This window comes from Pseudarthrobacter sp. TAF60_1, assembly GCF_052113505.1.
In the GTDB taxonomy this organism is placed as follows: Bacteria; Actinomycetota; Actinomycetes; order Actinomycetales; family Micrococcaceae; genus Arthrobacter.
On sequence record NZ_JBFRDI010000002.1, the window covers coordinates 81,463 to 108,141 of the forward strand.

General features: G+C 64.5%; 25 protein-coding genes and 1 pseudogene. 12 read left to right on the forward strand and 14 right to left on the reverse strand.

Annotation, left to right across the window (positions count from 1 at the left end; all coding sequences use genetic code 11):
* Positions 1-221: 221 nt before the first annotated feature.
* On the forward strand, positions 222-1,202 hold the full coding sequence (locus AB4Y73_RS02650) for a methylenetetrahydrofolate reductase (RefSeq protein WP_441868089.1): 981 nt from the start codon (positions 222-224) through the stop codon (positions 1,200-1,202).
* Positions 1,203-1,252: 50 nt separating this feature from the next.
* Positions 1,253-3,592 (forward strand): 5-methyltetrahydropteroyltriglutamate--homocysteine S-methyltransferase, encoded by a 2,340-nt coding sequence (metE, locus tag AB4Y73_RS02655; protein WP_441868091.1) that lies wholly within the window; start codon positions 1,253-1,255, stop codon positions 3,590-3,592.
* A gap of 68 nt (positions 3,593-3,660) precedes the next feature.
* Here metE and AB4Y73_RS02660 read toward each other — a convergent pair whose 3' ends face one another.
* The 3 genes from AB4Y73_RS02660 to AB4Y73_RS02670 all read right to left on the reverse strand — a co-directional run bounded on the left by AB4Y73_RS02660 (position 3,661) and on the right by AB4Y73_RS02670 (position 5,896).
* Positions 3,661-4,365 carry a DUF4386 family protein gene (locus AB4Y73_RS02660; RefSeq protein WP_441868093.1) on the reverse strand — a complete coding sequence of 235 codons (705 nt, stop codon included), beginning with the start codon at positions 4,363-4,365 and terminating at the stop codon, positions 3,661-3,663.
* A gap of 61 nt (positions 4,366-4,426) precedes the next feature.
* On the reverse strand, positions 4,427-4,933 hold the full coding sequence (locus AB4Y73_RS02665; RefSeq protein ID WP_441868095.1) for a DUF2004 domain-containing protein: 507 nt from the start codon (positions 4,931-4,933) through the stop codon (positions 4,427-4,429).
* A gap of 45 nt (positions 4,934-4,978) precedes the next feature.
* Entirely contained in the window at positions 4,979-5,896 is a 918-nt protein-coding gene (locus tag AB4Y73_RS02670) for a LysR family transcriptional regulator (protein WP_441868097.1), read from the reverse strand.
* A gap of 124 nt (positions 5,897-6,020) precedes the next feature.
* Here AB4Y73_RS02670 and AB4Y73_RS02675 point away from each other — a divergent pair, with 124 nt between their 5' ends.
* Genes AB4Y73_RS02675 through AB4Y73_RS02685 form a run of 3 tightly spaced genes read left to right on the forward strand, consistent with a single transcriptional unit; the run spans position 6,021 to position 9,531 of the window.
* Positions 6,021-7,424, forward strand: a complete 1,404-nt coding sequence (locus tag AB4Y73_RS02675) for an NAD(P)/FAD-dependent oxidoreductase (protein WP_441868099.1) — start codon at positions 6,021-6,023, stop codon at positions 7,422-7,424.
* A complete protein-coding gene (locus AB4Y73_RS02680; RefSeq protein WP_441868101.1) occupies positions 7,421-8,152 on the forward strand; it encodes a DUF1365 domain-containing protein in 732 nt (243 codons plus the stop codon). Before AB4Y73_RS02675 ends, AB4Y73_RS02680 begins: the two co-directional genes overlap by 4 nt.
* Positions 8,149-9,531 carry a class I SAM-dependent methyltransferase gene (locus AB4Y73_RS02685; protein WP_441868103.1) on the forward strand — a complete coding sequence of 461 codons (1,383 nt, stop codon included), beginning with the start codon at positions 8,149-8,151 and terminating at the stop codon, positions 9,529-9,531. The genes AB4Y73_RS02680 and AB4Y73_RS02685 overlap by 4 nt, the downstream gene beginning before the upstream one ends.
* A gap of 85 nt (positions 9,532-9,616) precedes the next feature.
* Here the strand turns inward: AB4Y73_RS02685 and AB4Y73_RS02690 are convergent.
* Positions 9,617-11,118, reverse strand: a pseudogene (locus AB4Y73_RS02690) (DUF222 domain-containing protein).
* Between the two features lie 202 nt (positions 11,119-11,320).
* Between AB4Y73_RS02690 and AB4Y73_RS02695 the strand changes: the two are divergent.
* On the forward strand, positions 11,321-13,108 hold the full coding sequence (locus AB4Y73_RS02695) for a long-chain-fatty-acid--CoA ligase (RefSeq protein ID WP_441868105.1): 1,788 nt from the start codon (positions 11,321-11,323) through the stop codon (positions 13,106-13,108).
* 9 nt (positions 13,109-13,117) lie between these two features.
* On the opposite strand, the gene AB4Y73_RS02700 is transcribed toward AB4Y73_RS02695, so the two are convergent.
* A complete protein-coding gene (locus AB4Y73_RS02700; RefSeq protein ID WP_441868107.1) occupies positions 13,118-13,633 on the reverse strand; it encodes a TspO/MBR family protein in 516 nt (171 codons plus the stop codon).
* 410 nt (positions 13,634-14,043) lie between these two features.
* Between AB4Y73_RS02700 and nrdH the strand changes: the two genes are divergently transcribed.
* The 4 genes from nrdH (at position 14,044) to nrdF (ending at position 18,079) form a co-directional block, all read left to right on the forward strand.
* The gene (gene nrdH, locus AB4Y73_RS02705; RefSeq protein WP_190988196.1) at positions 14,044-14,289 is read left to right on the forward strand and encodes a glutaredoxin-like protein NrdH; all 246 of its coding nucleotides are present in this window, start codon (positions 14,044-14,046) and stop codon (positions 14,287-14,289) included.
* A 53-nt stretch (positions 14,290-14,342) separates the two neighbouring features.
* Entirely contained in the window at positions 14,343-14,816 is a 474-nt protein-coding gene (nrdI, locus tag AB4Y73_RS02710) for a class Ib ribonucleoside-diphosphate reductase assembly flavoprotein NrdI (RefSeq protein WP_441868109.1), read from the forward strand.
* Between the two features lie 74 nt (positions 14,817-14,890).
* Positions 14,891-17,011 (forward strand): class 1b ribonucleoside-diphosphate reductase subunit alpha, encoded by a 2,121-nt coding sequence (nrdE, locus tag AB4Y73_RS02715; RefSeq protein ID WP_441868601.1) that lies wholly within the window; start codon positions 14,891-14,893, stop codon positions 17,009-17,011.
* A 93-nt stretch (positions 17,012-17,104) separates the two neighbouring features.
* On the forward strand, positions 17,105-18,079 hold the full coding sequence (gene nrdF / locus AB4Y73_RS02720; protein ID WP_441868111.1) for a class 1b ribonucleoside-diphosphate reductase subunit beta: 975 nt from the start codon (positions 17,105-17,107) through the stop codon (positions 18,077-18,079).
* Positions 18,080-18,269: 190 nt separating this feature from the next.
* On the opposite strand, the gene AB4Y73_RS02725 is transcribed toward nrdF, so the two are convergent.
* The 3 genes from AB4Y73_RS02725 to AB4Y73_RS02735 are packed head-to-tail and all read right to left on the reverse strand — an operon-like array spanning position 18,270 to position 20,307.
* Positions 18,270-19,037 carry an SCO1664 family protein gene (locus tag AB4Y73_RS02725; RefSeq protein WP_441868113.1) on the reverse strand — a complete coding sequence of 256 codons (768 nt, stop codon included), beginning with the start codon at positions 19,035-19,037 and terminating at the stop codon, positions 18,270-18,272.
* Positions 19,037-19,591, reverse strand: coding sequence for a DUF3090 domain-containing protein (locus AB4Y73_RS02730; RefSeq protein WP_441868115.1), 555 nt, complete (start codon positions 19,589-19,591; stop codon positions 19,037-19,039). The genes AB4Y73_RS02725 and AB4Y73_RS02730 overlap by 1 nt, the downstream gene beginning before the upstream one ends.
* 23 nt (positions 19,592-19,614) lie before the next feature.
* Positions 19,615-20,307 carry an MSMEG_4193 family putative phosphomutase gene (locus tag AB4Y73_RS02735; protein WP_441868117.1) on the reverse strand — a complete coding sequence of 231 codons (693 nt, stop codon included), beginning with the start codon at positions 20,305-20,307 and terminating at the stop codon, positions 19,615-19,617.
* 285 nt (positions 20,308-20,592) lie between these two features.
* Between AB4Y73_RS02735 and AB4Y73_RS02740 the strand changes: the two genes are divergently transcribed.
* Positions 20,593-20,856, forward strand: coding sequence for a hypothetical protein (locus AB4Y73_RS02740; RefSeq protein WP_441868119.1), 264 nt, complete (start codon positions 20,593-20,595; stop codon positions 20,854-20,856).
* 99 nt (positions 20,857-20,955) lie between these two features.
* Here AB4Y73_RS02740 and AB4Y73_RS02745 read toward each other — a convergent pair whose 3' ends face one another.
* The 4 genes from AB4Y73_RS02745 to AB4Y73_RS02760 form a co-directional block, all read right to left on the reverse strand.
* Positions 20,956-21,552, reverse strand: a complete 597-nt coding sequence (locus AB4Y73_RS02745; RefSeq protein ID WP_441868121.1) for a hypothetical protein — start codon at positions 21,550-21,552, stop codon at positions 20,956-20,958.
* Positions 21,553-21,662: 110 nt separating this feature from the next.
* Positions 21,663-22,292: a TMEM175 family protein gene (locus AB4Y73_RS02750; RefSeq protein WP_441868123.1), complete on the reverse strand. Its 630-nt coding sequence runs from the start codon at positions 22,290-22,292 to the stop codon at positions 21,663-21,665.
* Positions 22,289-22,852, reverse strand: a complete 564-nt coding sequence (locus tag AB4Y73_RS02755; RefSeq protein ID WP_441868125.1) for a hypothetical protein — start codon at positions 22,850-22,852, stop codon at positions 22,289-22,291. The genes AB4Y73_RS02750 and AB4Y73_RS02755 overlap by 4 nt, the downstream gene beginning before the upstream one ends.
* 7 nt (positions 22,853-22,859) lie before the next feature.
* Entirely contained in the window at positions 22,860-23,387 is a 528-nt protein-coding gene (locus AB4Y73_RS02760; RefSeq protein WP_441868127.1) for a hemerythrin domain-containing protein, read from the reverse strand.
* A gap of 142 nt (positions 23,388-23,529) precedes the next feature.
* Between AB4Y73_RS02760 and AB4Y73_RS02765 the strand changes: the two genes are divergently transcribed.
* Complete coding sequence (locus tag AB4Y73_RS02765) at positions 23,530-24,357, forward strand: VOC family protein (protein WP_441868129.1); 828 nt, start codon at positions 23,530-23,532, stop codon at positions 24,355-24,357.
* Between the two features lie 57 nt (positions 24,358-24,414).
* On the opposite strand, the gene AB4Y73_RS02770 is transcribed toward AB4Y73_RS02765, so the two are convergent.
* Positions 24,415-25,263 carry an SDR family NAD(P)-dependent oxidoreductase gene (locus tag AB4Y73_RS02770; protein ID WP_441868131.1) on the reverse strand — a complete coding sequence of 283 codons (849 nt, stop codon included), beginning with the start codon at positions 25,261-25,263 and terminating at the stop codon, positions 24,415-24,417.
* A gap of 94 nt (positions 25,264-25,357) precedes the next feature.
* Positions 25,358-26,545: a TerC family protein gene (locus tag AB4Y73_RS02775; protein ID WP_441868133.1), complete on the reverse strand. Its 1,188-nt coding sequence runs from the start codon at positions 26,543-26,545 to the stop codon at positions 25,358-25,360.
* Between the last annotated feature and the right edge of the window lie 134 nt (positions 26,546-26,679).

The window sequence follows — 26,679 nt, forward strand, 5'->3', positions numbered from 1 at the left end:
TACAAGTTACCGAGGTAACGTGTCAGCGATCCTCCGATCCGGAGGGTGTGGGTGCCCCCATGTGGGCCTGACATTTGCTCACGGAGAACTTCGTTTCAGGCGTAACAGTCGCGGCTGCGTCCCTGTGAAGTTTTTCCGTGTTCCCAAACTCAATTCATTGCCGGCTTGCCGTCACATTTTTGTTGACCGAAAGCCGCCAATGGCCAAAGCCAAGGACGCAAATGTCACCGCCAAGCCTTATCGAAACGCATCCAAATCTCTCCGAGACCGCTCCCGTGGCGCTCTCCTATGAACTCTTTCCGCCGCGTTCGCCGGCCGCTGCTGAGTCGCTCTGGACCACCATCCGGGAACTGGAAACCACCGAGCCGGACTATGTCTCCGTCACCTACGGTGCCAGCGGCTCAAACCGGGACACCGCCGTCGAACTCATCAACCGGCTCCTGCTGGAAACCACCCTCCGGCCACTGGCCCACCTGACCTGCGTGGGCAACACGCCGGAGGAACTGGCCGAGATCATCGGGGACCTGCTGGACACCGGGGTGCGCGGCATCCTGGCGCTCCGCGGCGACCGTCCCCAAGACGGCGCGCCGCCCGTGGCCGGGTCACTCCGCTATGCACAGGACCTGATTGAGCTCATCCGCCGGGTTGAACAGCGGCGTTCGGCGCTGCTGTGCGCCGGGAGGATCGCTGTTGGCGTGGCCGCCTACCCCACCCGGCACCCGGAATCACCCAGCGAGGCGCACGATGTCGAGGTCCTGCTGGCCAAGCAGCGCTCCGGCGCCGACTTCGCCATCACTCAGGTCTATTTCGACACCGAGCAGTACGCGGACCTCATCAGCCGGGCACGACGCGCCGGCGTCACCATCCCCATCATCCCCGGCGTCATGCCACTGACCAGCCTGCGGCGCGTCACCCGGCTCGGTGAGCTGGCAGGCGTTCAACCGGCACCGGAACTCCTGGCCCGGCTGGCCGGGGCCCACACCGATGCCGAACGCCTCCGCATTGGCGTCCGCGCCACCGTTGACCTGGCCAACGCGGCCCTCGACGCCGGTGCACCGGGCATCCACCTCTACACGTTCAACGAACATGTCAGCGCACTGGAGGTGCTGGACAAACTGGCACTCCCGCGCCACGTGCGTTCAGTTGGCCGCCGCAGCGCCGCTGTCCGGTCCAACGCCGCGGCCCGCCAGCTCGCCAGCTGACGCCCGCAACCCCCACCCCACACTTGCCTCCAACCTTCAAGGAATCTCCCATGCCTGAAAACAACACCCCCACCACTCCGTTCCCGGCCGCCTCCCTCCTGGGATACCCGCGCATCGGCCGCCGCCGCGAACTCAAGAAGGCAGTCGAAGCCTACTGGGCCGGCAAGATCGACGCCGCTGCGCTGGACGCGACCGCAAAGGACATCCAGCTCACCATCGCCAAGCGCCTGCAGGCGTTGGGCCTTACGGAGGCCGCCGCCGTTCCCGGCACGTTCTCCTACTACGACCAGGTCCTGGACGCCACCGCCCACCTCGGCGCGGTTCCGGCCCGTTTCGGCAACCTCCTCAACGCGGAGGGCCAGCTGGACATCGACGGCTACTTCACCCTGGCCCGCGGCACCACGGACCAGCAGCCGCTGGAAATGACCAAGTGGTTCGACACCAACTATCACTACCTGGTTCCGGAAATCGGCCCGGAGACCGCTTTCAGCCTCGCCTCCAACCGCATCGTGGAGGAATTCGAGTTCGCCCTCGCCAACGGTATTGAGACGCGCCCGTACCTCGTGGGCCCGGTGACTTACCTGCTGCTCTCGAAGGCCTCCGACGACGCCCCTGCCGGATTCGCGCCGCTGTCCCGCCTCGAGGATGTCCTGCCGGTGTACACGCAGCTGCTTGAAAGGCTTGCCGCTGCAGGCGCCAGCTGGATCCAGCTCGACGAGCCCGCCCTGGTGGTGGACCAGGACACCCCGGCCGCCGAGATTGAAGCGGCAGTGGCCCGCGCTTACGAGGTGCTCTCCGGTGCAGCCAAGCGCCCGCAGATCCTCGTGTCCACCCCGTACGGCGCCCTGGACGGCCAGCTCGGCACGCTGGCCGCCACCAACATTGACGCCCTGCACATCGACGCCTTCAAGGGCGCCGTTCCCTCCGCAGCGGCACTTGCTGCCCTGGGGAACAAAACCCTGGTTGCCGGCGTCGTTGACGGGCACAACATCTGGCGCAACGATCTCGCCGTCTCGGCCGCCAAGCTGGACGAACTGAAGGCTGCCGCCGGGAAGCTCGCAGTCAGTACCTCCACCTCCACCCAGCACGTCCCGCATGACGTCACCGAAGAAGGCCAGCTCTCCGACGAGCTCCGCAGCTGGCTCGCCTTCGCCGACCAGAAAGCTGTTGAGGTCAAGACCCTAGCGTCCTACCTGGCCGACCCGGCTTCCGCCAAGGCTGCCATCGACGAGGCGTCGGCCGTCATCGCCGCCCGCGCCAATGCGGCCGGGGTGCGACGCGACGACGTCCGCGCCCGCACCGGTGCGCTGACCGCCGCCGACTTCAGTCGCTCGGCGTACGCCGTCCGAGAAGCCGCCCAGGAAGAGGCGCTGCACCTGCCGCCGCTGCCCACCACCACCATCGGCTCCTTTCCGCAGACCTCCGAGATCCGCTCTGCCCGTGCCCGCAACAACAAGGGTGACCTCACCAACGGGCAGTACGAGCAGCTCATGAAAGACGAGATCAAGCGCGTTGTGGAGCTGCAGGAAGAACTCGGCTACGACGTCCTGGTGCACGGCGAGCCCGAGCGCAACGACATGGTCCAATACTTCGCCGAGAACCTCGAAGGCTTCGACGTGACGGTTCACGGCTGGGTCCAGTCCTACGGCTCACGCTGCACGCGTCCGTCCATCCTCTGGGGCGACGTCACCCGCAGCGCTCCGATCACGGTGGCCTGGGCCGAGTACGCCCAGTCCCTGACCAGCAAGCCCATGAAGGGAATGCTCACCGGTCCGGTCACCATTCTGGCGTGGTCCTTCGTCCGCGACGACCAGCCGCTGGGTGAGACCGCCAACCAGGTGGGCCTTGCCCTCCGCGACGAGATCGCCGACCTCGAGGCGGCCGGGATCAAGGTCATCCAGGTGGACGAGCCTGCACTGCGCGAGCTCCTGCCCCTGCGCAAGGCCGACCACGCGGCGTACCTGAAGTGGTCCGTGGACTCCTTCCGCCTGGCCACCGCCGGCGCCGCCGACGCCACGCAGATCCACACGCACCTCTGCTATTCGGAGTTCGGCGTGATCATCGACGCGATCGACGGCCTCGACGCCGATGTCACCTCCATCGAAGCTGCCCGCTCCCGCATGGAGGTTGTCCACGACCTCGAGTCCCACCACTTTGGCCGCGGCGTCGGCCCGGGTGTCTACGACATCCACTCGCCGCGCGTTCCGGGCGAAGCCGAAGTCACCGAACTGCTGGCCACGGCCGTCAAGCACGTCCCGTCCCGCCAGCTCTGGGTCAACCCGGACTGCGGCCTGAAGACCCGCGGCTACGCCGAGACCGAAGAGTCCCTGCGCAACCTGGTCAAAGCCACCAAGACGGTCCGCGCAAGCCTGCTGGCGTCCGCGAAGTAGGAATCAACAACCGATTAAAAAGCGCGACGGCGGCCGGTCACTTTAGGTGACCCGCCGCCGTCGGGCGTTTAAGCCCTGCTGGTTGAGCGTGTGGGTGCCTTCATCCGCAGGGCACTGACGAGTAACCACACGGACCAGGCCACGGTGGCTACAATCCCGATCAGGGTGGGCCACCTGTTAGCGGCGGCGAAGCCTTCGGCTCCGATGATCCAGCCCTGAACCAGGTAGGCCACCCCTGACAGCACCATGAGATAACCGATGACCCGGGAGACCTGCCGTGTGGCGGCGATAACTATGCCAAAAAGTACCAGGGCGGTGCCGAGCATGAAGCTCTGGTAGCTCCGCATGCCCCACTCGAGCCAGCGGATGCCCTCCGCGGTGGCAAAACGCATCGCCTTCTCCGGCTCGGCAGCGGCTGCCCAAGCATCGGCGGCATGCTTGAGGGCGACGCCGTCCACGGCTTGCAGCGCGCCATAAAGTGCGAGGGCTGTGGCCGCGGCAAGGGCACCGAAGCGGGCGGTCACGGCGAGGAGGCCCGGCCGGATTATCAGGGCCGGCAGCAGGACAAACAGCCCGGAGATGAGCAGGGCCATGCCAGCAAACTGGCCCAGATGCACAAGGGTCCAGATCCCGCTGGCGGCATATGCAGTGAATGAGGCCACATGGTCGTTGGCGTCTTCTGATTCAGCGTGGAACAGCCCGGCTGACAGTGAAACCACCACGCCCGCAACCAGTAGCCAGGCTGCCAGCCGCCACCTTCTGCGCTTGTCCATGATCAATCGTGGAAGCCTGTCGGCGGAGTTGGCTAGTGCTAAAAGCCCCTAATGAATGGTGTTACGACTCCCAGACGATTTCGTCGTCCACGACGCCGTCCTCGTCGGCGGAGGCCACCAGCACCTCGTCGGTGAAGTGGGCGCCGAGGGTGAAGTCCAGGACGAAGTAGCGTTCGGGCTGGCCGGGGTAGATGCCCACATGCCCGAGCTTGAGTGCTTTGAGGAAGACGTCCGGCGTGAGCTGGCTGCGGTCCTGGACTCCGAAGATTCTCTGCAGCGTCTCGGTCTTAAGGGCGCTGCAATGGAAATTGAGGTACTCCTGCGGGCTGGTGCCTTCCTGCCCCAGTTCCTCGGCGATCATTTCCCGGACTTCGTCCACAAGCTCAGGGAGGAAGCGCAGCCGGTAGTCCACCTTGTGCATGGCAGCTTCGTCGAAATGGTCGTGGGCGTTGATGTTCAGGTCGAGTTCCAGGGTCTGGCCGCCGAGCTCATGTCTGGTAGCGACGTTGTGGTCCCTGCCGTGGTTGAGTTCGATTTCTCCAAAGTGCTGGCTCGCTACCCTGTTCATACCTTCAACATAGACCCCAAGCGCCACGCATTCCAGCGTTCGGCACTATTTACCGGCAGTCCCCAGGCCCGCCAGCGTTTCGGCAAGCAGGTCCACAAACAGCTGCACGCGGGCGGTTTTTTTCTCGTTGATGAGGAGCGCAAAGACGTTCCGGGCCAGCCGGATCTCCGGCACATCCAACACCACGACACCGGCGGGCCGGTTCCGAAGTGCAAGCTCCGGTACCAGCGCAGCACCCAGTCCGGCCGCAGCCATTTCCAGGCTGGCATGGAAGTCGTCGCTGCGCGCGACCACGCGCGGGTGCAGGTTGCAGCCCGCAAAGAGCCGGTCGATCACCACGGCGTCGGGACTGCCGGGATGGTGCATGATCCAGGGCAGTTCGGACAGGTGGTCCGCAGCCACTTTCGCTTCTGCCCCGAACCCCCAGCCAGCCGGCAGCACCACGCGGAAGTTGTCGTCGCCGATCCACTGCCGGTTGAGGGTGTGCGGCCAGGCCAGTCCGGACTGGCCCACCTGAAAGACCAGGGCTACATCCAGGTCACCGCCGGAGCGCAGTCCCTGGATGGTCTGCGAGGGTTCGGCGACGGACACCCTGAGGTCCAGGCCCAGGTCCTTCCACGCAGGATTCTTGAGGATTCGCGGCAGGACGTAGGTGGCCAGGCTGGGGAAGATACCGAGCCTCAGTTCCTGGCTGGTGCTGCCCTGGGTTTTGGCGGCGGCGGCCATCAGGGCTTCAATGTCGGTCAGCACCTTCGCGGCGTGACGGGTCATCACCACCGCGGCCTCGGTGGGGACCACGCTGCGGGCCGAGCGCTGGAAGAGGATCACGCCCGCGTCACGTTCCAGGGCCGACATTTGCTGGGAGACCGCCGACGCCGTGTAACCCAGGCGTGCCGCGGCGGCTGCGAACGAACCCAGCCGGGTAACCTCAAGGAGGGTCTTCAGATGTACGGGATTGACCACCAGCCCACACTACTGCTGCCGGCTCGCTGATGAGAAAGTTCCGCCCCGTCTACCCATCCACCACACTCGCTGTTCCGAATTGCCCTTGTCTATCCAAAGGCAAATGGTCAGCAGAGGAGCAAAGTTGTCACTGAACCCAGCATCGAGCGGAGGCGCGGGCCGGCGCATCGCCGTCGTGGGCAGCGGAGTGGCCGGCCTGACGGCCGCCTACATCCTGAACCGGCATGACCATGTCACGCTCTTCGAAGCGGACAGCAGGCTGGGCGGCCACGCCCATACGCATAGCGTCCCGCAACTGGACGGCTCCTCTCTCGGCGTGGATACCGGGTTTATCGTCCACAACGAACGGACCTATCCCACCCTGTTGCGTCTGTTTGCGGAGCTGGGCGTGAAGACCCAGAATTCTGAAATGAGCATGTCCATCAGGTGCGACGGTTGCGGCCTGGAGTACGCAGGGGCGCGCGACGGCGGGAAAGGAATCATCGCCCGGCCGTCCAGCCTCCTGCGTGGCCGCTACCTGCTGATGCTGGTGGAAATCATGCGCTTCTACCGGCGGGCGCGGGCGCTGATCGATGCGAAGACAGCGTCCGACGGCGGCACCGGCGGCTCTGGCACCGGCGGCGAGGAGCCCACCCTCGGCGAATTCCTTGAGAAGGAGCGTTTCAGCCCCTACTTCATCTCCCACTTCATGACGCCCGTGGTGAGCGCAGTCTGGTCCTGCGACCCCACAACGGCTCTGTCCTATCCGGCGAGGTACCTCTTCACGTTCCTGGGCCACCACGGCCTGCTGGGCGTTAAGGGTTCGCCGCAGTGGCGGACCGTGACCGGCGGGTCGGGCCAGTATGTGGAGAAGCTTGCCGCCACGCTCCCGGACATCCGGCTCAACAGCCCCGTCACCGCCATCCGCCGCCACGCCCTCGGTGTCGAAGTGGACACCGCCGAGGGGATCGAGGACTTCGAGGCGGTGGTCATCGCCACGCACCCGGCCCAGGCCCTGGGCTTCCTGGCCGACGCCACACCGGCCGAAAAGGAAGCGCTCGGTGCCATGCCCTACTCGGTCAACCACACGGTCTTCCACCGGGACCCTGCCGTCCTGCCTACAGCGGACAACGCCCGGGCATCATGGAACTACCGGCTCCCCGGTTGCAACGCCCGGCCGGACAAGGTCCTGGTCAGTTATGACCTCACCCGGCTTCAGCGCCTCCAGCCGGCTGATGGCCTGCCGTACTTGGTGAGCCTGGGGGAATCGGAACTGATCAAAGAGGACAGTGTCCTGGAGCGGATGGTGTACGAGCACCCGCAGTACACCCCTGAGTCACTGCGCGCGCAGCAGCAGATTGCGGCGCTGAGTGATGACCGGATCGCCTACGCCGGCGCCTACCTGGGCTGGGGTTTCCACGAGGACGGCGCACTCTCCGGCGTCCGTGCCGCCGCCAGCCTGGGACGCACGTGGGACGCGCCCGGCGTTGAGTCACCCGAGACGCCTGCCGGCGAGCCGGAACTCATGGTTGCATCGGAGGGCGCATGAGCCGAACGGCAGCGATCTACCGCACCTCGATCTCCCACGTGCGGCAGACCCCGCTGAAGAATGCGTTCACTTACCGGAGCTACAGCTGGTTCGTGGACGTGGACCGGCTGCCGAGCCTGCCCCGAATACTGCGGCCGCTGGCCGACTTCCGGGCCGCCGACCATCTGGGCGATCCTGCGGCAACCATCCGCAGCAACGTGGAGCGTTTCCTGCGCACGCGGGGGATAGAGCCCGACGGCGGCGCCATCCATATGCTGACCAGCGCCCGGGTTTTCGGTTACGTCTTCAACCCGCTGTCGCTGTTCTGGTGCTACCGGCAGTCCGGCGAGCTGCAGTGCGTCGTGGCCGAGGTCCACAACACCTACGGCGAACGCCACTGTTATCTGCTGGAGACGGACGCGGCCGGGCGGGCCATGGTGCCGAAGGAATTCTACGTCTCACCGTTCAACGACGTCGACGGGCAGTACCGCATGAAACTGCCGGCGCCGGAGGACCGGCTTTCCGTGTCCATCGTCCTGGAGCGGGAGGGCCACCGACCCTTCGTCGCGACCATGGACGGGGACCGGCGTCCGGCCACCGTCCGCAACATCCTGGCCGCCGCCATCGCCGTGCCAGCCGCGCCGCTGCTGGTATCTGCCTTGATTTTCTTTCAGGGCGTTAAACTCTGGGCAAGGCGCCTGCCCGTCATCAAAAGGCCACATCACCCCTCACAGGAGGCAGTTCAATGACAATGACCGACGAGAACGGAACGGCCGCTGCGCAGGTTCCCGCCGCAAAGTCCGCACGGCAGCCCCTTACCGGGCATAACACTGCAGGGCACAACGCTGCCGGGGTACCGGCGTCGCCCGCTACCATCGATCCGGAGGTCTGGCCCGGTGTTGCGCACGCGCCGTCGGGCACGAAAGCCGTTATAGCCGGCAAGGCCGCCGGCCTGCTCTTCAAGGCAGCGGTCCGACGGTTGCCCTTGCAGGTCGCCTACCCGGACGGTTCGATGGTGGGCACCGGCGGCCCCGGGGCTCCGGTGATGACCATGCTCCGGCCCGAGGCGTTCGAGCGGCGGATCGGGGACAACGGCCTGATCGGACTCGGCGAGTCGTTCATGGCAGGGGACTGGGAAGCGTCGGACCTGGCCGGGGTGCTGGAGGTCTTCGCGGCGTCTGTGGACACGCTGATACCCAAGCCGCTGCAGACATTGCGGACCCTGTACCTTCCCCGCACGCCGCACCATGAGCGCAACGAAGAGCAGAACACGCGCAGCAACATTTCACGCCACTACGATCTCTCCAACGAGCTCTTCGCGAACTTCCTGGACACCACCATGAGCTATTCATCGGCGCTGTTCCCACGGAGCGAGGATGCACTGGATTCGGTGCCCTGGGAGGCTTTGGCGGAGGCGCAGCAGGTCAAGATCGACAGGCTTCTGGACAAGGCCGGCGTCGGCTCCGGCACCCGGCTGTTGGAGATCGGCACCGGCTGGGGCGAGCTGGCCCTCCGGGCCGCTGCCCGCGGCGCGACTGTCTACAGCGTGACGCTGTCCAGCGAACAGCGGGCACTGGCGCAGGAGCGGATCGCGGCCGCCGGCTACGCGGACCAGGTGACGGTTGCGCTGCAGGACTACCGGGCGGTGGAAGGCGAGTTCGATGCTGTCGTGTCCGTGGAGATGATCGAGGCGGTTGGCTATGAATACTGGCCCATCTACTTTCAGACCATCGACAGGGTGCTGGCCCCGGGCGGAAAGGTGGCCATCCAGGCCATCACCATGCCGCACGGCCGCATGCTGGCCACGCGCAACGCCTACACCTGGGTGCACAAGTACATCTTCCCCGGCGGCTTCCTGCCCTCAGTGCGGGCGATTGAAGGCGTGACCCAGCAGCACACCACGCTCCGGGTCCGCGAGCGGATGGGCATGGGCGACCACTACGCGGCAACGCTGCGGCTGTGGGAGGAGCGCTTCATGGCCCGCTCACAGGAAGTGGGGGAGCTGGGCTTCGATGCCGTTTTCCAGCGGATGTGGCTGTTCTACCTCTGCTACTCCCGCGCCGGCTTCCAGTCCGGCTACCTGGATGTACAGCAGATTGTCCTCGACCGCCGGGAGGCGCAGCTGTAGCAAACGGTTTCGCTGTAACAGACCCGCCCACCGGCCCGTCCCACGCTCGGGCGTCTCAGGCCCGGGCGTCTCAGGCCCGGGCGTCTCAGGCCCGGGCGTGGAGGAGCTTCTCCAGGCCGTCTTCTCCGAGGGAACGTCCGATGTGGGCAAGGTCCGGGTAGCCGCCCGGTTGATGTTCCTGCCGTCCGGGTTGGGCGGGCCAGTGTGGTGGTTCCCAGTCCTGGTGTTCGCTTTGGTATCTTCGCCCCGAGGGTGAGATCCAGCCGGGTGGTTCGGTTAGGGTGGCTGGGGTGGGCCGCCAGGCACTGGTATGCCTTAGGCGGTGGTGTTTGGGGCAGCGCTGTCCCAGATTCGCTATGCCGGTGGTGCCGCCCTTGGCCCAGGAGAGGAGGTGGTCGGCCGCGTTGTCCAGGGACTGGTTGGAGCAGCCCGGGAAGGGACACTTGCCGTCCCGCAGCCGCAACCACTGCCGCATGGCCTTGCTCAGCCGGTAACTGGACCGCCCGATCTCCAGCGGAGCCCCGTCCCGGGGGTCAACCAGAACCCGGTAGAACGAATCTGCCCCGTTCGCCACGAGGTCACGGGCCATCGACGCCGGGATCGGCCCGTACCCGTCAAGCATTGCCGGTTCGTCGGTGGCGCCGAGCAGCGAGAACACCGGCACCGTCACCAGTACCTGGGCCCGCGGCGGCGGAACCTGCCCGGGATCGTGTCCTTCCGGGCAGATGTTCTCGCCGTCGTCAGTGCTGAGTCCGGGAGTTCCGCGTCCGTGGGCTCCGCCGGTCAGGAGGGTGGCGGCAAGGGCGTCCGCGCGGAGCTGGGTGAGGGTGCGGGACTCGTCCGGGCCCTGCAAACCGCGGGCGATCGCGGTGGTGCGGTTCCAGATTGCGACCGCCTGGTCCGCGGGGAGATAGCCCGAGAGCCAGGCCATCCCGTCCTGGTCCGGGGTGTACTCGACCCGCCGGTCCAGGACCCCTTTGGCGTGGCGCTTCTCGATGCTCTCGGCGTGGTGGCGTTCGCGCCAGATACGGGCCTTGTGCCGGAACCGCGACGCCGGCATTTCCCCGGCAGCACACCCGCGGGCAGGGTCCGGGGCGTCCGGACCCAGGAAGTGGGCCTCCAGCGCGGCTGCCCCCGCCCGGTCCAGGGTGGCGGCTTCATCCGCCATGACCCGGGCATGCTGCCAGGACATGGTGCCCGCCTGCAGGGCGGCCAGAGTCAGCGGCAATGTGCTGGTCAGGGCGTGGGAAACCCCCAGGAACGAACCCGCCGCCCGGTCACCGATCGTCAGCGCACACGCAACCTCCGCGGTCACCGCCATCTCCTGGGCCTGCACCGAAGCTTCCGGAGGAGCCACCGCGCGGGCAACATCCGCGTACTTCACGGCAGCCCCGGCCTTCAGGCCCGCGATCTGCGCATCCACTGCCGCAGCCCCGGTAAGAATATCGAGGCAATCCTCGGACAACCCCTCAACGGATCGGCCTCCGCAGAAAGTCCAATGAAACCGTGTTCGGTCACCACTCCGTTGAGCACGGCAACGGCAGCGGTGATGTCCGCATATGCCTTTGCCACTGCCGGGTTCCTCATGTATTCATCATGGCAAGGGGGTCTGACATTCAAGTGCTGCCGCAGTCGACGGTCCGCTCATTTGTCCGCGCCGCGCTGCAACAGACGTGTGGCTGGTGATTGACATACCGGAAGGCACCGCTCATCCGTCCTCGCACCGGTAGGATTCTTGCGGCGTGCAGGTCAGGGCGCCTGCTCCAGCAGATACCAGCGGCAAGGACTGATGATGAAGAGGACCACGCGGAAGGCGCCCGACGGCGGTACGGGGCAGGGCGGGATTCCTCCGTTCGGGGGGCCATGGGCTGATCGACCATGGACCAGTTCGTACGGGCCGGGCGTCCCGGCAGATCTGGTGCTTCCGGAGGGTTCGCTGGTGGACCTCCTGGATAAGTCAGTGCGCCGCTATGGTTCCAAGACAGCCCTGGAGTTCTTCGGCGCCGGCACCAGCTACCGCGAGCTCGGGAAACTGATCAGCCGGGCCGCCGCGGGCCTTAAGAAGCTGGGCGTCAAAGCGGGCGACAGGGTGGCCCTCGTGATGCCGAACTGCCCGCAGCACGTCATCGCTTTCCATGCGGTGCTGCGGCTGGGCGCGGTGGTGGTCGAGCACAATCCGCTCTACACGGACCGTGAACTGCGCCACCTGTTCGAGGACCATGGCGCCGCTGTCGCGATCGTTTGGGACAAGACCGTGGAGCGGGTCCGTCAGCTGCCGGCCGACGTCGGGCTGCGCACTATTGTCTCGGTGGAACTCATTCCCGCCATGCCGTTGCCGCAGCGCCTGGCGCTGCGGCTTCCGGTGGCCGCCGCCCGAAAGGCCCGTGCCGCTCTTACCGTCGGCCGGGGCGACCCGAAGGGCCGGCCCGCGCCCGCTGTGCGCCCGGTGCTGCCGTGGCGGCAGCTCCTCGAAGCCGGAGAGCTCAAGAAGAAACATCCGCGTCCGGCCGCCCGGGACCTTGCCGTCCTTCAGTACACGTCCGGCACCACAGGCTTGCCCAAGGGCGCCATGCTCGCCCATGCCAGCCTGCAGGCCAACGCCGCGCAGGGCAGGGCGTGGGTGCCCGGGCTGAAGGAGGGCAGGGAGACCGTCTATGCGGTGTTGCCGATGTTCCACGCCTACGGCCTCACCCTGTGCATGACGTTTGCCCTCAGTATCGGCGCGAAGCTGGTTCTATTTCCCAAGTTCGACGTGGACCTTGTGCTGAAGGCGCTGAAGAAGTCTCCGGCCACGTTCCTGCCTGCCGTACCGCCGATCTATGACCGCATTGCGGCCGCTGCGGCGCAACGCGGCATAGGGCTGGACAGTATCCGCTTCTCCATCTCCGGGGCCATGAACCTGCCCACAGCGACGGTGGAGACCTGGGAGAAAGCGACCGGCGGCTACCTCATCGAAGGCTACGGCCTGACCGAAACTTCCCCCATCGCCATTGGCAACCCCTTCGGACCGAGCCGGAAGCCCGGCACCGTAGGCGTGCCGTTCCCGCTGACGGACATCCGGGTGGTGGATCCGAAAAACGTGGCCCTGGACCGCGCCCCGGGGGAGGAGGGGGAACTCCTAATCCGTGGCCCGCAGGTGTTCGCGGGCTACTGGAACCGGCCGGAGGAGACTGAAGATGCCCTGCTCGACGGCGGCTGGTTCCGCACCGGAGACATCGTTTCGGTGGATGATGACTACTTCGTCACCATCCGGGACCGCATCAAGGAGCTGATCATCACCGGCGGCTTTAACGTCTCGCCCAGTGAGGTGGAAGACGTCATCGCCGCCTTCCCGGGCATTTCGGAAGTCTCCGTGGTGGGCCTGCCACGGCCAGGCGGGGGCGAGGACGTGGTGGCAGCGGTGATCCCGATCCCGGGCACCACCATCGATCCTGATGCCCTGCTTGCCTTTGCCCGGGAGCAGCTGACGGCCTACAAGGTGCCGCGCCGGGTGGTGGTGCTCGATTCCTTGCCGCGTTCTCTCATTGGCAAGGTCCTGCGCCGGGAGATCCGGGACAACCTCGTGGCGCGGTCTTGAATCGGCGGCCTACTTTTGCCGGAAGCCTGCTCCGGAGTTGAGCCTTGCGATTGCCGTTGACAGCACTGTGGCGAATCCGCACCACGCGGCATAAGGGGCAAGGGACACCCCGGCCCGTTGGTTCAGGCGGTATGTTCGCCGCACCAGATCCGCGCTGCTGGCCGCCAGTACGGCACACTCCGCCGCAGCCAGCCATGGCCGCTTGGAGCGCCAAAAGAGCCAACTCCACGTCGCATTGAGAATGAGGTTGGTAGCCAGAGCGCCACGATAAGCGCGGATCTCCGGTCGCGTGCCCGGCTCGCCGGTAGCATCAGTTTCTCCCGTACTGTCCAGGGCGACGGCGGAAGTCACGGCAAGATCCGCATAAAGGGCGGTCCACACGACGGGAAAGGCAATCGCGGGCGGCTGCCAGACCGGCTTGCGCAGGCGCCGGTACCAGTTGCTGGCAGGGTCTGTCGCCGCCCCGCCGGCCGCTGCCGTAGCTGCCGTCGCGGCCGCCGTCCAGGCTAGCGTCATGAGTTTCATCTGTGGTCCTCTGTTCCTGTCGATTCCCGCGCTGGCCGGCACAGTCGTCCGCCCACGATCGATAGTAGGCTCCCGGGGCGTCCTTCGTCGCGTGTCAGGGACCACTAGATGTAGTGGTCCAGGACGCTTCAAAGTGCCCCCACCACCAGGCGCGACACGCCGTCCAGAAAACGACACGCGGGCCGTTAATTGTGCCTAACTACTCCACAGGGTGTGGATTTCGTCCGCAAAAAACGCTGGAATCCGGACATTTTGAAGGCCCCTGCCTGTGGATTAAAAGTGCATAAAATGACATACTTGTAATACATCATCTTGGGGTTCCGAAGAGCCGTCTGCACTACATGTAGTATCGACGTACAGCTTGGGCGGGACAAAGACGAGCGAAGATTTCGATAAAGGGGACAGGGACCATGACCGTTACGGTTTACACCAAGCCTGCGTGTGTGCAGTGCAACGCAACGTACCGAGCGCTGGACAAAAAGGGCATCGCTTACCAGAGCGTTGACATCTCCCAGGACGCCGACGCGCTCGAGCGTCTGAAGGCACTTGGCTACATGCAGGCACCTGTTGTAGTCACTGACCAGGACCACTGGTCGGGCTTCCGTCCGGACAAGATCGAGGAACTGGCACAGGCTGCCGTCTCCTCCGTGGCCTAGCCTCCACTTCCAGCCAACCGGCAATCTTTCGACCCACACATGAGGTGACTCCCGTGGCAGCACTGGCAGAGGCCAGGGCCCAGGCGGCCCCGTTGCCGCCTGCCACCACGCAGAGCCGGCTCATCTACTTTTCCTCCACCTCCGAGAACACCAGCCGCTTCGTCACGAAGCTGGGCATGGATGCGGCGCGGATCCCGCTTCAGGCAAAGGACGCGCCGCTTCTCGCCACCCAGCCGTACGTGCTGGTGGTTCCGACGTACGGCGGCACCGGGGGAGAGGGCTCAGTGCCCAAGCAGGTCATCCGCTTCCTGAACAACCCGCAGAACAGGCAACTGATCCGCGGGGTTATCGGTGCAGGCAACACAAACTTTGGGGATAACTACTGCATGGCCGCGGACATCATCGCCGCGAAATGCCAGATACCCCGGCTTTATCGCTTTGAACTTATGGGCACGCCAGAAGACGTCGCCCGCGTAACCAATGGATTGGACACGTTTTGGACACGACTGTCGCAGACACAGAAGTAACCAGGGCCGAAGGCCAGGGCACCCGCGCGAGTGCCGCCGTCGAGAAGCATGGCGTCGACCTCGAGAAGCCCGAGATGCCGGCTGCTTACAAGGGCCTGGGCTATCACGAGCTCAACGCCATGCTGAACCTGTACGGCCCGAACGGTGAGATTCAGTTCGAGGCCGACCGCGAGGCTGCCCACCAGTACTTCCTGCAGCACGTTAATAACAACACTGTGTTCTTCCATGACCTGGAAGAGAAGCTCGACTACCTGGTGAAGAACCAGTACTACGAGCGTGAAACCCTCGACCAGTACACGATGAACTTCATCCGCGAGCTCTACAACCGCGCGTACAAGAAGAAGTTCCGCTTCGAGACGTTCCTTGGCGCGTTCAAGTTCTACACGTCCTACACACTGAAGACCTTCGACGGCAAGCGCTTCCTGGAGCGCTATGAAGACCGCGTCTGCATGGTGGCCCTGCACCTGGCCCGCGGCGACGAGAAGCTTGCCCTGCAGATGGTGGACGAGATCATCGAGGGCCGCTTCCAGCCGGCCACGCCCACGTTCCTGAACGCCGGCAAGAAGCAGCGCGGCGAGCTGGTCTCCTGCTTCCTGCTCCGCATCGAAGACAACATGGAGTCGATCGGCCGGTCCATCAACTCCGCGCTGCAGCTGTCGAAGCGCGGAGGCGGTGTGGCGTTCGCGCTGACCAACATCCGCGAGGTGGGCGCCCCGATCAAGCAGATCGAGAACCAGTCCTCCGGCGTCATCCCCGTGATGAAGCTCCTCGAGGACAGCTTCTCCTACGCCAACCAGCTCGGTGCCCGCCAGGGTGCCGGCGCCGTGTACCTGCACGCCCACCACCCGGACATCTACCGCTTCCTGGACACCAAGCGGGAGAATGCGGATGAGAAGGTCCGCATCAAGACCCTCTCGCTGGGCGTTGTCATCCCGGACATCACGTTCGAGCTGGCCAAGAAGGACGAGGACATGTACCTGTTCTCCCCGTACGACGTCGAAAAGGTCTACGGCATGCCGTTCTCCGACGTCTCGGTCACCGAGAAGTACTACGAGATGGTGGACGATTCCCGGATCAAGAAGACCAAGATCAAGGCGCGCGAGTTCTTCCAGACCCTCGCCGAGATCCAGTTCGAATCCGGCTACCCGTACATCATGTTCGAGGACACCGTGAACCGGGAGAACCCGATTGACGGCAAGATCATCATGTCCAACCTGTGCTCGGAGATCCTCCAGGTTTCGCAGCCCACCACGTACCACGATGACCTGTCCTACGACCAGACCGGCAAGGACATCTCCTGCAACCTGGGCTCGCTGAACATTGCCAAGACCATGGACAGCCCGGACTTCGGCCTGACCATCGAGACGGCCATCCGGTCCCTCTCGGCCGTCTCGGACATGTCCAACATCACCTCGGTGCCGTCCATCGCCCGCGGCAACGACCAGAGCCACGCCATCGGCCTCGGCCAGATGAACTTGCACGGCTACCTGGCCCGTGAGCGGGTCCATTACGGTTCCGAAGAGGGCCTGGACTTCACCAACATCTACTTCTACTCGGTGGTGTACCACGCCATCCGCGCGTCCAACCTGCTGTCCATCCAAACCGGGCAGACCTTCGGCGGCTTCGAGAAGTCCAAGTACGCCTCCGGCGAGTTCTTCGACAAGTACACGGAGCAGGAGTGGGTGCCGCAGACCGAGAAGGTTGCGGAGCTGTTCAAGAACATCCACATCCCCACCCAGGATGACTGGCGCGAGCTGAAGGCTTCGGTCATGAAGCACGGCATCTACAACCAGAACCTGCAGGCTGTGCCGCCGACGGGCTCGATTTCTTACATCAACAACTCCACCTCCTCGATCCACCCGGTGGCGTCCAAGATCGAGATCCGCAAGGAAGGCAAGCTGGGCCGCGTGTACTACCCGGCGCCGTACCTTACCAACGACAACCTGGAGTACTACCAGGACGCGTACGAGATCGGCTACGAGAAGGTCATCGACACGTACGCCGCCGCCACCCAGCACGTGGACCAGGGCCTGTCGCTGACGCTGTTCTTCAAGGACACCGCCACCACGCGCGACATCAACAAGGCCCAGATCTATGCCTGGAAGAAGGGCATCAAGACCATCTACTACATCCGTCTCCGCCAGCTCGCGCTGGAAGGGACTGAGGTGGACGGCTGCGTCAGCTGCATGCTTTAATCTTCAACTAAATCGGTGAGAGTACGACGGCGGGCGCCCGCCCGCCGTCGTACGCTTAACTTCAAAGAACCAACCCAACTTTTAGGGGATGACATGACCGAGAAGGTCAAGCTGCTTAGCCACGTCGAGGCGATCAACTGGAACCGTATCCAGGACGATAAAGATGTTGACGTCTGGAACCGCCTGGTCAACAACTTCTGGCTGCCGGAGAAGATCCCGCTGTCCAACGACGTGCAGTCGTGGGCCACGCTGACCCCGGACGAGCAGCAGCTCACCATGCGCGTCTTCACGGGCCTGACCCTGCTGGACACCATCCAGGGCACCGTTGGCGCCGTCTCCTTGATTCCTGACGCGATCACCCCGCACGAGGAAGCTGTCTACACGAACATTGCGTTCATGGAGTCGGTGCACGCCAAGAGCTACTCCTCGATCTTCTCCACGCTGGCTTCCACCAAGGAGATCGACGAGGCATTCCGCTGGTCCACCGAGAACGCGAACCTTCAGAAGAAGGCGCAGATCGTCATGGACTACTACCAGGGCGATGACCCCCTGAAGCGCAAGGTGGCCTCGACGCTGCTGGAGTCCTTCCTGTTCTACTCCGGTTTCTACCTGCCCATGTACTGGTCCTCACGGGCCAAGCTGACGAACACGGCTGACCTGATCCGCCTGATCATCCGCGATGAGGCCGTGCACGGCTACTACATCGGCTACAAGTTCCAGAAGGGCCTCGAAGGCCTGTCCGAGGAGCGCAAGCAGGAGATCAAGGACTACACGTTCGAGCTGCTCTTCGAGCTGTACGAGAACGAAGTCCAGTACACGCACGACCTCTACGACTCCGTCGGCCTGGCCGAGGACGTCAAGAAGTTCCTGCACTACAACGCCAACAAGGCGCTGATGAACCTGGGCTACGAGGCCATGTTCCCGGCTTCCGTCACTGACGTGAACCCGGCGATCCTCTCGGCCCTGTCCCCGAATGCTGACGAGAACCACGACTTCTTCTCGGGTTCGGGTTCGTCGTACGTCATCGGCAAGGCCGTCAATACTGAGGATGAGGACTGGGACTTCTAGTCCCCCCACCATTTCCATAAACCAAGAGAAGGCGCCCGACTGTTGTCGAGCGCCTTCTCTGTATTGATGCGATTGTCTATGCGTGACTGCGTGTGGGCAAAGCTGTGGTTCGTGGCCGCCCTCGCATCCTGCACATTAACCGTTCAGGCCTTCAGCATGGCAGGCTGCGAAGCCCATAGCCGTGATTCCTTCAGAACAGCGGCCAGGGCACCGCCGGCATCTCCCCGATCGGAGCCGGGAACCGCCCGGCCAGGCGCAGCCGGGCGCAGCGCGCGGCGAGCGAGACCATCTCTTCGGCGCTGAGCAGGTCCGCCAGGTTTCGGCCCAGCTCACCGTCCAGGCCTTCGCGGACACGATCGATGCCCGCAAGTTCCTCGACGGTCAGAGCATCTCCCAGCCACCCCCACAGCACTGTGCGCAGCTTGTGGTCACGGTGAAAGGTAAGCCCGTGGTCCACCCCGTGCCGGTGTCCGTCTGTCATGGCAAGGATGTGATCGCCTTTACGGTCGGCGTTGTTCACGACGACGTCGAACACCGCCATGCGTCTTAGTGCCGGAGAGTCCTCGTGTATGAGGGCGACCATCCGCCCATTCTCATCCTGACCTTCGAGGACGTGTTTCCAGCCGATCTCCGGTACGTCGTCCGCCCCAACAAGGTCCACCGCGTTCTGGTCGGGGTCTGTCTCCTGCCACAGCTGCACCATCCCTTCGCCGAACGGACCATCGCGCAGCCAGGTGCGTGGCACCACGTTCCAGCCGAGGACTTCCGAAACCAGGTACGCCGCAACCTCCCTGTGGGCCAGGAAGCCGTCAGGAAAATCCCACAGCGGCTTCTCCCCGGCTATTGGCTTATAGACGACTGTCGTGTCGCCGATGCTGCCTAGGAAGGTGGCGTTCGAAGCCGTCGTGATGCGGCCCGTAAGCGTCAGCTCGGCAGTCAGCAGGTCGGGCGCCTGCATCAGACCTCGGGCAGCGTGCAAACGTGCCCGTCGGCGTCTACGGGGTAACCGCACAGCGGGCACGCGGGACGCCCGGCGCCCACGATCTCACGGGTGCGCTTGGCGAATGCGCGGGCGGTGCCGACCGGCATCCGCACCAGCAGCATTTCGGGCACCTCGGCGTCGTCCTCGTCAAGCGATTTGTCGTTGTCATCAGCGTCGACATCGGCGATCGGGAAGGCCTCCACTACGACCTGAGCCGTCGTCGGATCCCAACCTAAACTCATGGCGCCGGTCCGAAACTGCTCGTGAACGGCCTCGAGCTGGTCGTTGTCAACCAATTCAATGGGAGTGCTGATGGGAACGCTGTGGGGGTTGCCCTCCACGGTCCGAAGCTGGTCCAGAATCTCGTCGATTTTATCGGCGAGCAGGGCCGACTGCTGCTTCTCCAAGGCAATACTTACCATCTGAGCTCCTGCCCGCACCTGAAGGTAGAAGGTGCGCGCCCCCGGAGGGCCAATGGTGCCAACGACGACACGATCAGGCCAGGCAAACTCGTGAACACGTGTAGGCATATAGGTATTTTAGGCCATGAGCTTCATGGGGCCTTCTGCCCCGCACCGCCGCCCACCGGAGCGTCGCCAGAGTGGATGCCTTTCGACAGCCACGAAAGATCCCCCGCGTCGGTGTTGGTTGCGTAGACGGTCGGCCGATCCGCGCCGTACTGCACGATCGATACGGAGGCGGGGCCCACGCTAATGCGCTGGAACAGGTCAAGGTGCATGCCGAGCGCGTCGGCGAGGATTGACTTGATGACGTCACCGTGACTCACCGCCACCCATACGGCTCCTGGCCCGTACTCGGCTTCGAAGGCTGCATCGTGGCGTCGAATCGCTGCCACCGACCGAGCCTGCATCGCGGCCATGGATTCACCGCCGGGAAAGATGACGGCGGACGGCTGTGACTGCACAGCTGGCCACAATTCATGGGTTGCGAGATCAGTGAGCATGCGCCCTTGCCACTGGCCGTAATCGCATTCCGTGAGATCGGGTTCCACCGGCGCGTACGGAGTGCCGGCCTGGCGATCGAGGATGAGCTGGGCGGTCTGCTGACAACGTTCGAGGGGACTCGATACCACCCCGACGACGGGCACGGCCGCGAGGCGGTCTCCAGCCAAAGCCGCCTGCTCGCGACCGGTCTGGTCCAGGCTGACACCGGCGGCCCGACCTGCCAGCAGTCCAGTGGCATTGGCTGTGGTGCGGCCGTGCCGCACGAGGATAACTGTGGCCATCCACCCAGCCTATCCACCCGCCGGCAAAGCTGGAGGGTCCTATCGGGCCGATGGCGACCACCACGCCGCCAATGGGTCCCGAGAAGGTAGCCGTCGTGGCGAGGCCTAGGGAATGACTTAGCCCGTTGACAGCCTGCCGGGGCCGGAGTAAGACAGCCTTGGACGGCTCATCCCGGGCCGCCGCAGGTAATTGTGCACGCGCCGTCGAGGATTATGGGTTGCGACGTTTACGACCCCAGGACCGGTCCGAAAGAATAGCGCGGCACGCTTCAAAGGAGAAGCACCATGACTGTCGCAATCATCCTTCACCGTGTCGCCGACTACGATGCCTGGCGCAAGGTCTACGACTCCGTTGGCGACATGCAGAAAGACGGCGGGGTGACCCAGGAATCGGTGCACCGGATGGTCGATGATCCGAACAACGTCCTCGTCATCCATCATTTTGGCGACGTGGAATCCGCCAGGGCGTTCTTCGGTAGAGATGACTTACGAGATGCCATGCAGCGGAGTGGAGTTCAGGGCGAACCGCGCGTCGAGCTCTTCGATTAGCCGCTGATTCCAAACGCACCCTGACGCAGCACCCCGACGGCCCGGTGCGGCAGCCCATGTTCGAAGGCTGGCCCACCGGCCTTACCGTTGGGTCGCCGTCTAGTCCAGGACGTCAGCCATGTCGTCCAGAACCAGATAGTCCCCGTCCGCCGCCCGGAAGCCGAACTCTTCCCAATAGCGGCGCAGCGCAGCCTTGGCCACCTCATGCTCCCGGGTGCCTTCCCCCGGGGCGCCGTCGGCGACGGCCGGGGCGGCCTGCAGGATCACCTGGACGGCGGACCGGCCGATGGTGCCGAGGATCGCCTTCAGGACGGCGTGGCCTAGCTTGTTGCCGCGGAACTCCGGCTCGATCCGCAGTGAGGAAACGATCAGCAGGTCCCCGCCCAACGCCATGTCCTCGATGAGGTCCGGGCGCTTAAGCATGAGCATTTCACCAACACCGGCCACCTCCTGGTTCACCGCATCCAAGGTGAGGAACAGATCGATGATGCCCGCATCCGGAACCAGATACAGGTGGGCTTCCGCGACCGTCACTTCAGCGCCGTCCGCGCCGTCATCATCCTCATCCCACACCGTCCCCCTCACGGTGACGGTCCACGACACTGGGTAGTCCTCCGAGTCGTGATGCACGCCCGGAACCCCCCGGAACTGGCAGCGGTAATCGTAGGTCAGATACTCGGGAATCAGGTCCGCCATGGAACTCCTTCAGAAGGGTGATGGGGTTAGCCTACGCCTGGGAATTTCGACGGCGGCAGCCGCGTACCAGAGGTGACGATGACGCGGTACTTAAGGCGGCGGACGTACTGTCACCCCTGCGCGCGGCGATCCCCGGCCTGGTCACTCACGCCGTCGGCCTGGTGCGCGCGGGTGACGAAATGCTCAACGCGGCGGTCGGGCACCAACCAGATCAGAGCCACCACGGTGTAGACAGCAATTCCCAGCAACGGTTGAACTACCCCGGCTGCGATGCCGATGAGGTAAATGAGTGGCGAGGACTTGCCCTTCCAGTCCCGGCCGACGGCCTGCCCAAGGGCGCCATCCCTGCCCTGCTGGCGAATCAGTGCCTGTTGCAGGATGAAGTAGGCAATCGAGGCGCAGAGGAGGTTGAGCCCATAGATCAGGACCGGAACCTGCACGAAGGAAGACTCATCCATCCACCGGGTGGAGAAAGGGAACAGCGAAAGCCAGAACAACAGGTGCAGGTTCGCCCACAGGATTGCACCGTTGACCCGGGCGGCCAAGTGGATCATATGGTGGTGGTTGTTCCAGTAGATTCCGACGTACACGAAGCTGAGCAGGTAGCTGAGGAACGTTGGCAGGACAGCGGCAAAACCATGCCAGGTCGGTTCATCGGGCGTGTGGAGTTCCAACACCATGATGGTGATGATGATGGCCAGCACGCCGTCGCTGAACGCCTCGAGTCGGTTCTTGTTCACGGGGTCCCCTCCTTCAAGGCAGCACCATGATCCCCGACCTGGCGGCGTCTGGCAAGAGCTGCGGCGCCGTAGCCTCCGGCGAGGACAACCATGCAGCCCGCCCAGCCGGCCGCCAGGAAGAGTTGACTCATCCGGTCGCTGTCCTCGAATGGCGTCAGCGACTGCCCGGCGACGACAACACCTCCAGGTGCCTGCCGCGCCACGACCGCCATCCGCAGGCCCGGCTCCGGCTGCCACGTCACTGTGTCGGATCCAAAGGTTCTTGCTGTCTCAAGCACCCCGGCGGGAATGACGGGAAGTTCCCCGTGGAGCATCACTGTGCTGGCCGCAGGTTTATTGTCCTCCCCGAAGACCATGACGAAGATCCCACTGTCCGCTGTCAGTTCCAGCCGGGGTTCCGCGGCCGGCCCGGAACCCATCTGTTGAACCTGTGCCGCGGCTGCCGCTGCTGGCGCTGCATTGGCTGAGTGGCGGCCGAACTGCTGGAGCGTGACATAAACGCTGCCAAAAATGAGCGTGATGATGATGGTTGCCGCCAGCCACCCGATGATCCTTCTCATGCGATTATCATCCGCCCGAACCACCGGTTCCGTGCGCCTCAGCGTGGTGGCCCTCAGTTCCTCCGACTAACTGATGCAACCCCCGTACCGCCTCAGCAAGGGACAGGTCAGGGGAGTCCACAATGAAAGGCATCAGCAGGCCGTTTTCCTTGTCGAGGTGCAGGGCAAACAACCGTTGGATGGTAGCGGCCGCCATTGCGGCAGAAAGTCCGGCCGACGTTCGCAGTTCTTCCACGAGGCCGAGGATCACGCGGTGTTCGGCCAGCATGCCCTCGACCAGCAGCCTCCCCTCAGGCGTAGCGCGGGGCCCGCCGTATAAAGGACCTTCTTCTGCCAACGCATGTGGAACAAGGTCGTTTTCGCACCAGTCCAAAAGTGCTGCCCGGGCTGCACCCTCGGCAGCAGCATTCCTTGCCTCAACCGCTTCGATCAGGTGGGCTACAAGCCCATCAAGGTGCTTCAGCATGGCAGCATGATGGCTCTCCACCGCGTGGAGTGCCTGTGCTTCAGCAGCAGCGTCTTTTCCCTCTATCATGGTCCCCTCTTCCTGACTCGTGCACACTCATCAACTATGCGCATGCTGCCCGGATCGCCGCGAGAGCAATTAGTCCCTTCATTCGTGGGGTATCGGGCTGGATCCGTGCTCGATAGGCTTTGGCCATGGACGGGAGTCAGACATGACCGCACGGACCTACCCGCAGGGAGTCCCATGCTGGATCGATACTGAGCAGCCTGACGTCGAGGCCGCCGTCGAGTTCTACGCCGGACTCTTCGGCTGGACATGCGAGGATGTCTTGCCGCCGGGAGCTCCGGGCCGCTACTTGATAGCCAAGCTCGACGGCCAGGACGTCGGCGGGATCGGCAGCGCCCAGGAGGGTGCCGCAGTGTGGAGCACCTACGTAGCGGTCGACGACGCGGATGCCGCAGTGCAACGGCTGGTCGACGCCGGCGCCACAGTGCGCGCGGCGGCCGCCGACGCGGGGGAGGGCGGACGAAGTGCGGTGCTGACCGATCCGGAGGGCGCCGAGTTCCGCATCTGGCAGGCGAGGCGACGCCTGGGGGCACAAGTGGCCAACCTGCCGGGCGCCTGGAACTTCAGCGATCTGCACACGCCTGACCCCGGCGCGGCCATTGCGTTCTATGAGCAAGCGTTCGGCTGGCAGGTCGACGACATCGGCTTCGGGATGATGATCCGCAGGCCCGGTTATGGTGATCACCTTGATGCCACAGTCGACCCGGGTATCCGGGCGCGGCAGTCAGTGCTGGCCGCCCCACCCGGTTTCGAGGACGCGATCGCCTGGATCGCGAGTGCCGCCCCGGACGAACCGCCGCACTGGCACGTCTCGTTTACGGTCGCCGACCGGGACCGGACGGTGGTCGACGCTGAACGGCTCGGCGCCAAGGTCCTCAGTGAAAGCGACACACAGTGGACGCGGACGGCACTGATTCGGGACCCCCAAGGAGCGGAGTTCACCGCAAGCGAGTTCACCCCACCAGCGGCATAGCCAATCCTGCAGCACCACGGCAGACCGCGTGGAGTTACATCCGGGCATTCAACCCGGTCAGCCTTGGCGGTCCCTCCCGAGAACTGTGACGTCCAGGGGCATGCGGTTAGCGCGCCGGAGGCGGCCGGCCAGGATGTTGCGCATTCCGCGGGTCACCAGTCTCGTCTTGGTCAGATACCGGAACTCGGCGGCGTCCGAGGTAACAAGTTTCAGGAGGGGGCGCGCGGCGTCGTCGGGGGTCTGCCCCCACAGTCCGACGACCACCTGCAGGCCGCCCAGTCGTTTCTCGTACCCGGGCTGGGACGTGACATGCCCCAGCAGGTCCGTCACCACCAGGCCCGGGTTCATGCCATGCACCCGCACGCCGGTGCCCCGGGTCTCCCGCCGCAACGTCTCGGTAAACTGCCGGACCCAGCGTTTGCTCGACGCGTACGCGTTCTGCAGCGCGACCGGCCTCTGGTCGCCTTGGCCGTAGACGTTGACGAGGTCGCCGTGGCCTTGGCTGAGGAACACCGGCAGCGCAACCCTTGAGCCGTGGAATGTGCCGAGGATATTAGTGCGCACCACTCGGCTGAAGTCGTCGACCGGAGTGGAAGCCGTGGGCCCGAAGACACCGGAGGTTCCGGCGTTGTTGACCCAGATGTCGAGTATCCCTCGGCTGAGGGCCTCATCGCGCAGGGCCTCGACATCGGCCAGCTCACCGGTGTCGCACTGACGTCCGGACGCGGCGATCCCCTCCGTCTTCAAGCGCTCGACGGCGGCCGCGACGTCGACGTCGGACCTGGACGCCAGCACCACCGTCGCACCCTGATGCCCCAGCAGCCGTGCCATGGCCAACCCCAGACCGCGTGTGGAGCCGGTGACAACCGCCACGCGTCCACGAAGATCGTCTCGTTGCGAACCCATGCTTCCCTCATACGCTTAGCGGCCGGGGAGAGCAAGAGCCCTTTTCCTCGGGCGGCTCGTGGCGGCGCAGGCCGCACCGCCACGGATGGCAAGGCTACCGGGCCAGGTACTCCGCGTGCTGCCGGTGTGCTTCGGCTACCTCGGTGCTGATAGTTTCCACGTCCTTGGCCTTGTTGCGGTACTTCGGGTCCATCTGTTCGATCTGCCGAACTTCTTCCAGCAGGGCGTTGTAGATACGCTCGCGCTCGCCGGGATCGGCAGTGTAGCTGAGGTCCAGGTAGCTGACGGCGTGCCGGCGGGCATTGTTGATAGCGGTTTGTGCCTTGCCTGCCTTGCTCAGCAGCGAGGCCACCACCGTGATGACCAGCGCGCCGATGATGACGGTCAGGGACAGGCCCGTGGTGATTTCGAAGACCGGAACGTGCTGGCCGTCGTTGATGAACGGAAGGTTGTTCTCGTGGAGGGAGTGCAGAATAAGTTTGACCCCGATGAAGGCCAGGATCGCGGCCAGGCCGTAGGAGAGGTAGATCAGCCGGTCCAGCAGTCCGTCAATGAGGAAGTACAGCTGGCGCAGGCCCATCAGTGAGAAGGCCGTGGCGGTGAAGACAACGTAGACATTCTGGGTCAGGCCGAAGATGGCCGGAATTGAGTCCAGGGCGAACAGGATGTCCGTACCGCCGATGGCCACCATGACCAGCAGCATCGGGGTTAGGACCTTCTTGCCGTTCTCCATGGTGAACAGTTTGTCGCCGTCGTAGTGATCGGTGGTGTGGAAGAACTTCCGGGCCAGGCGAATGATGAACTTGTCCGCCTCGCTGCCATGCTCGGCTTCGGGCTTAAGCAGGTTGCCGGCTGTGAGGAGCAGGATCAGGCCGAAGGCGTAGAAGACCCAGGCGAAGGAGTTGATCAGGGCCGCGCCGAGGAAAATGAAGCCGGTGCGGGCAATCAGCGAGAACACAATGCCGAAGAGCAGCACTTTCTGCTGGTCCTCACGGGGAACGCGGAAGCTGGCGATGATGATGAGGAAGACAAACAGGTTGTCCACCGAGAGCGCCTTCTCGGTGATGTACCCGGCGAAATACTCCGAACCCATGGCGGGTCCGCCGAAGACCAGAACGAGAATGCCGAAGAGGACGGCGATGCCCACATAAAGGCCGGACCAGACGGCGGCTTCCTTCAGCGTCGGGACGTGGGCCTTGCGGATATGGAAGAAGTAATCAAAGGCGAGAAGGGCCAGAATGACCACAATGGTAATGCCCCAGATCAGGGGAGAGACAGTCAACGTGTGCCTGCTTTCGTAAGGTGGGTAGCAAAGAGCCGGGTAAGTCTCTCCGCCCGCCGTCCGGCTGGCCGCTGCACCCGGCCAGGCATCTGTGCCTGACGTGTTGACGTGTGCAACGCTTCGGAATACTCCCT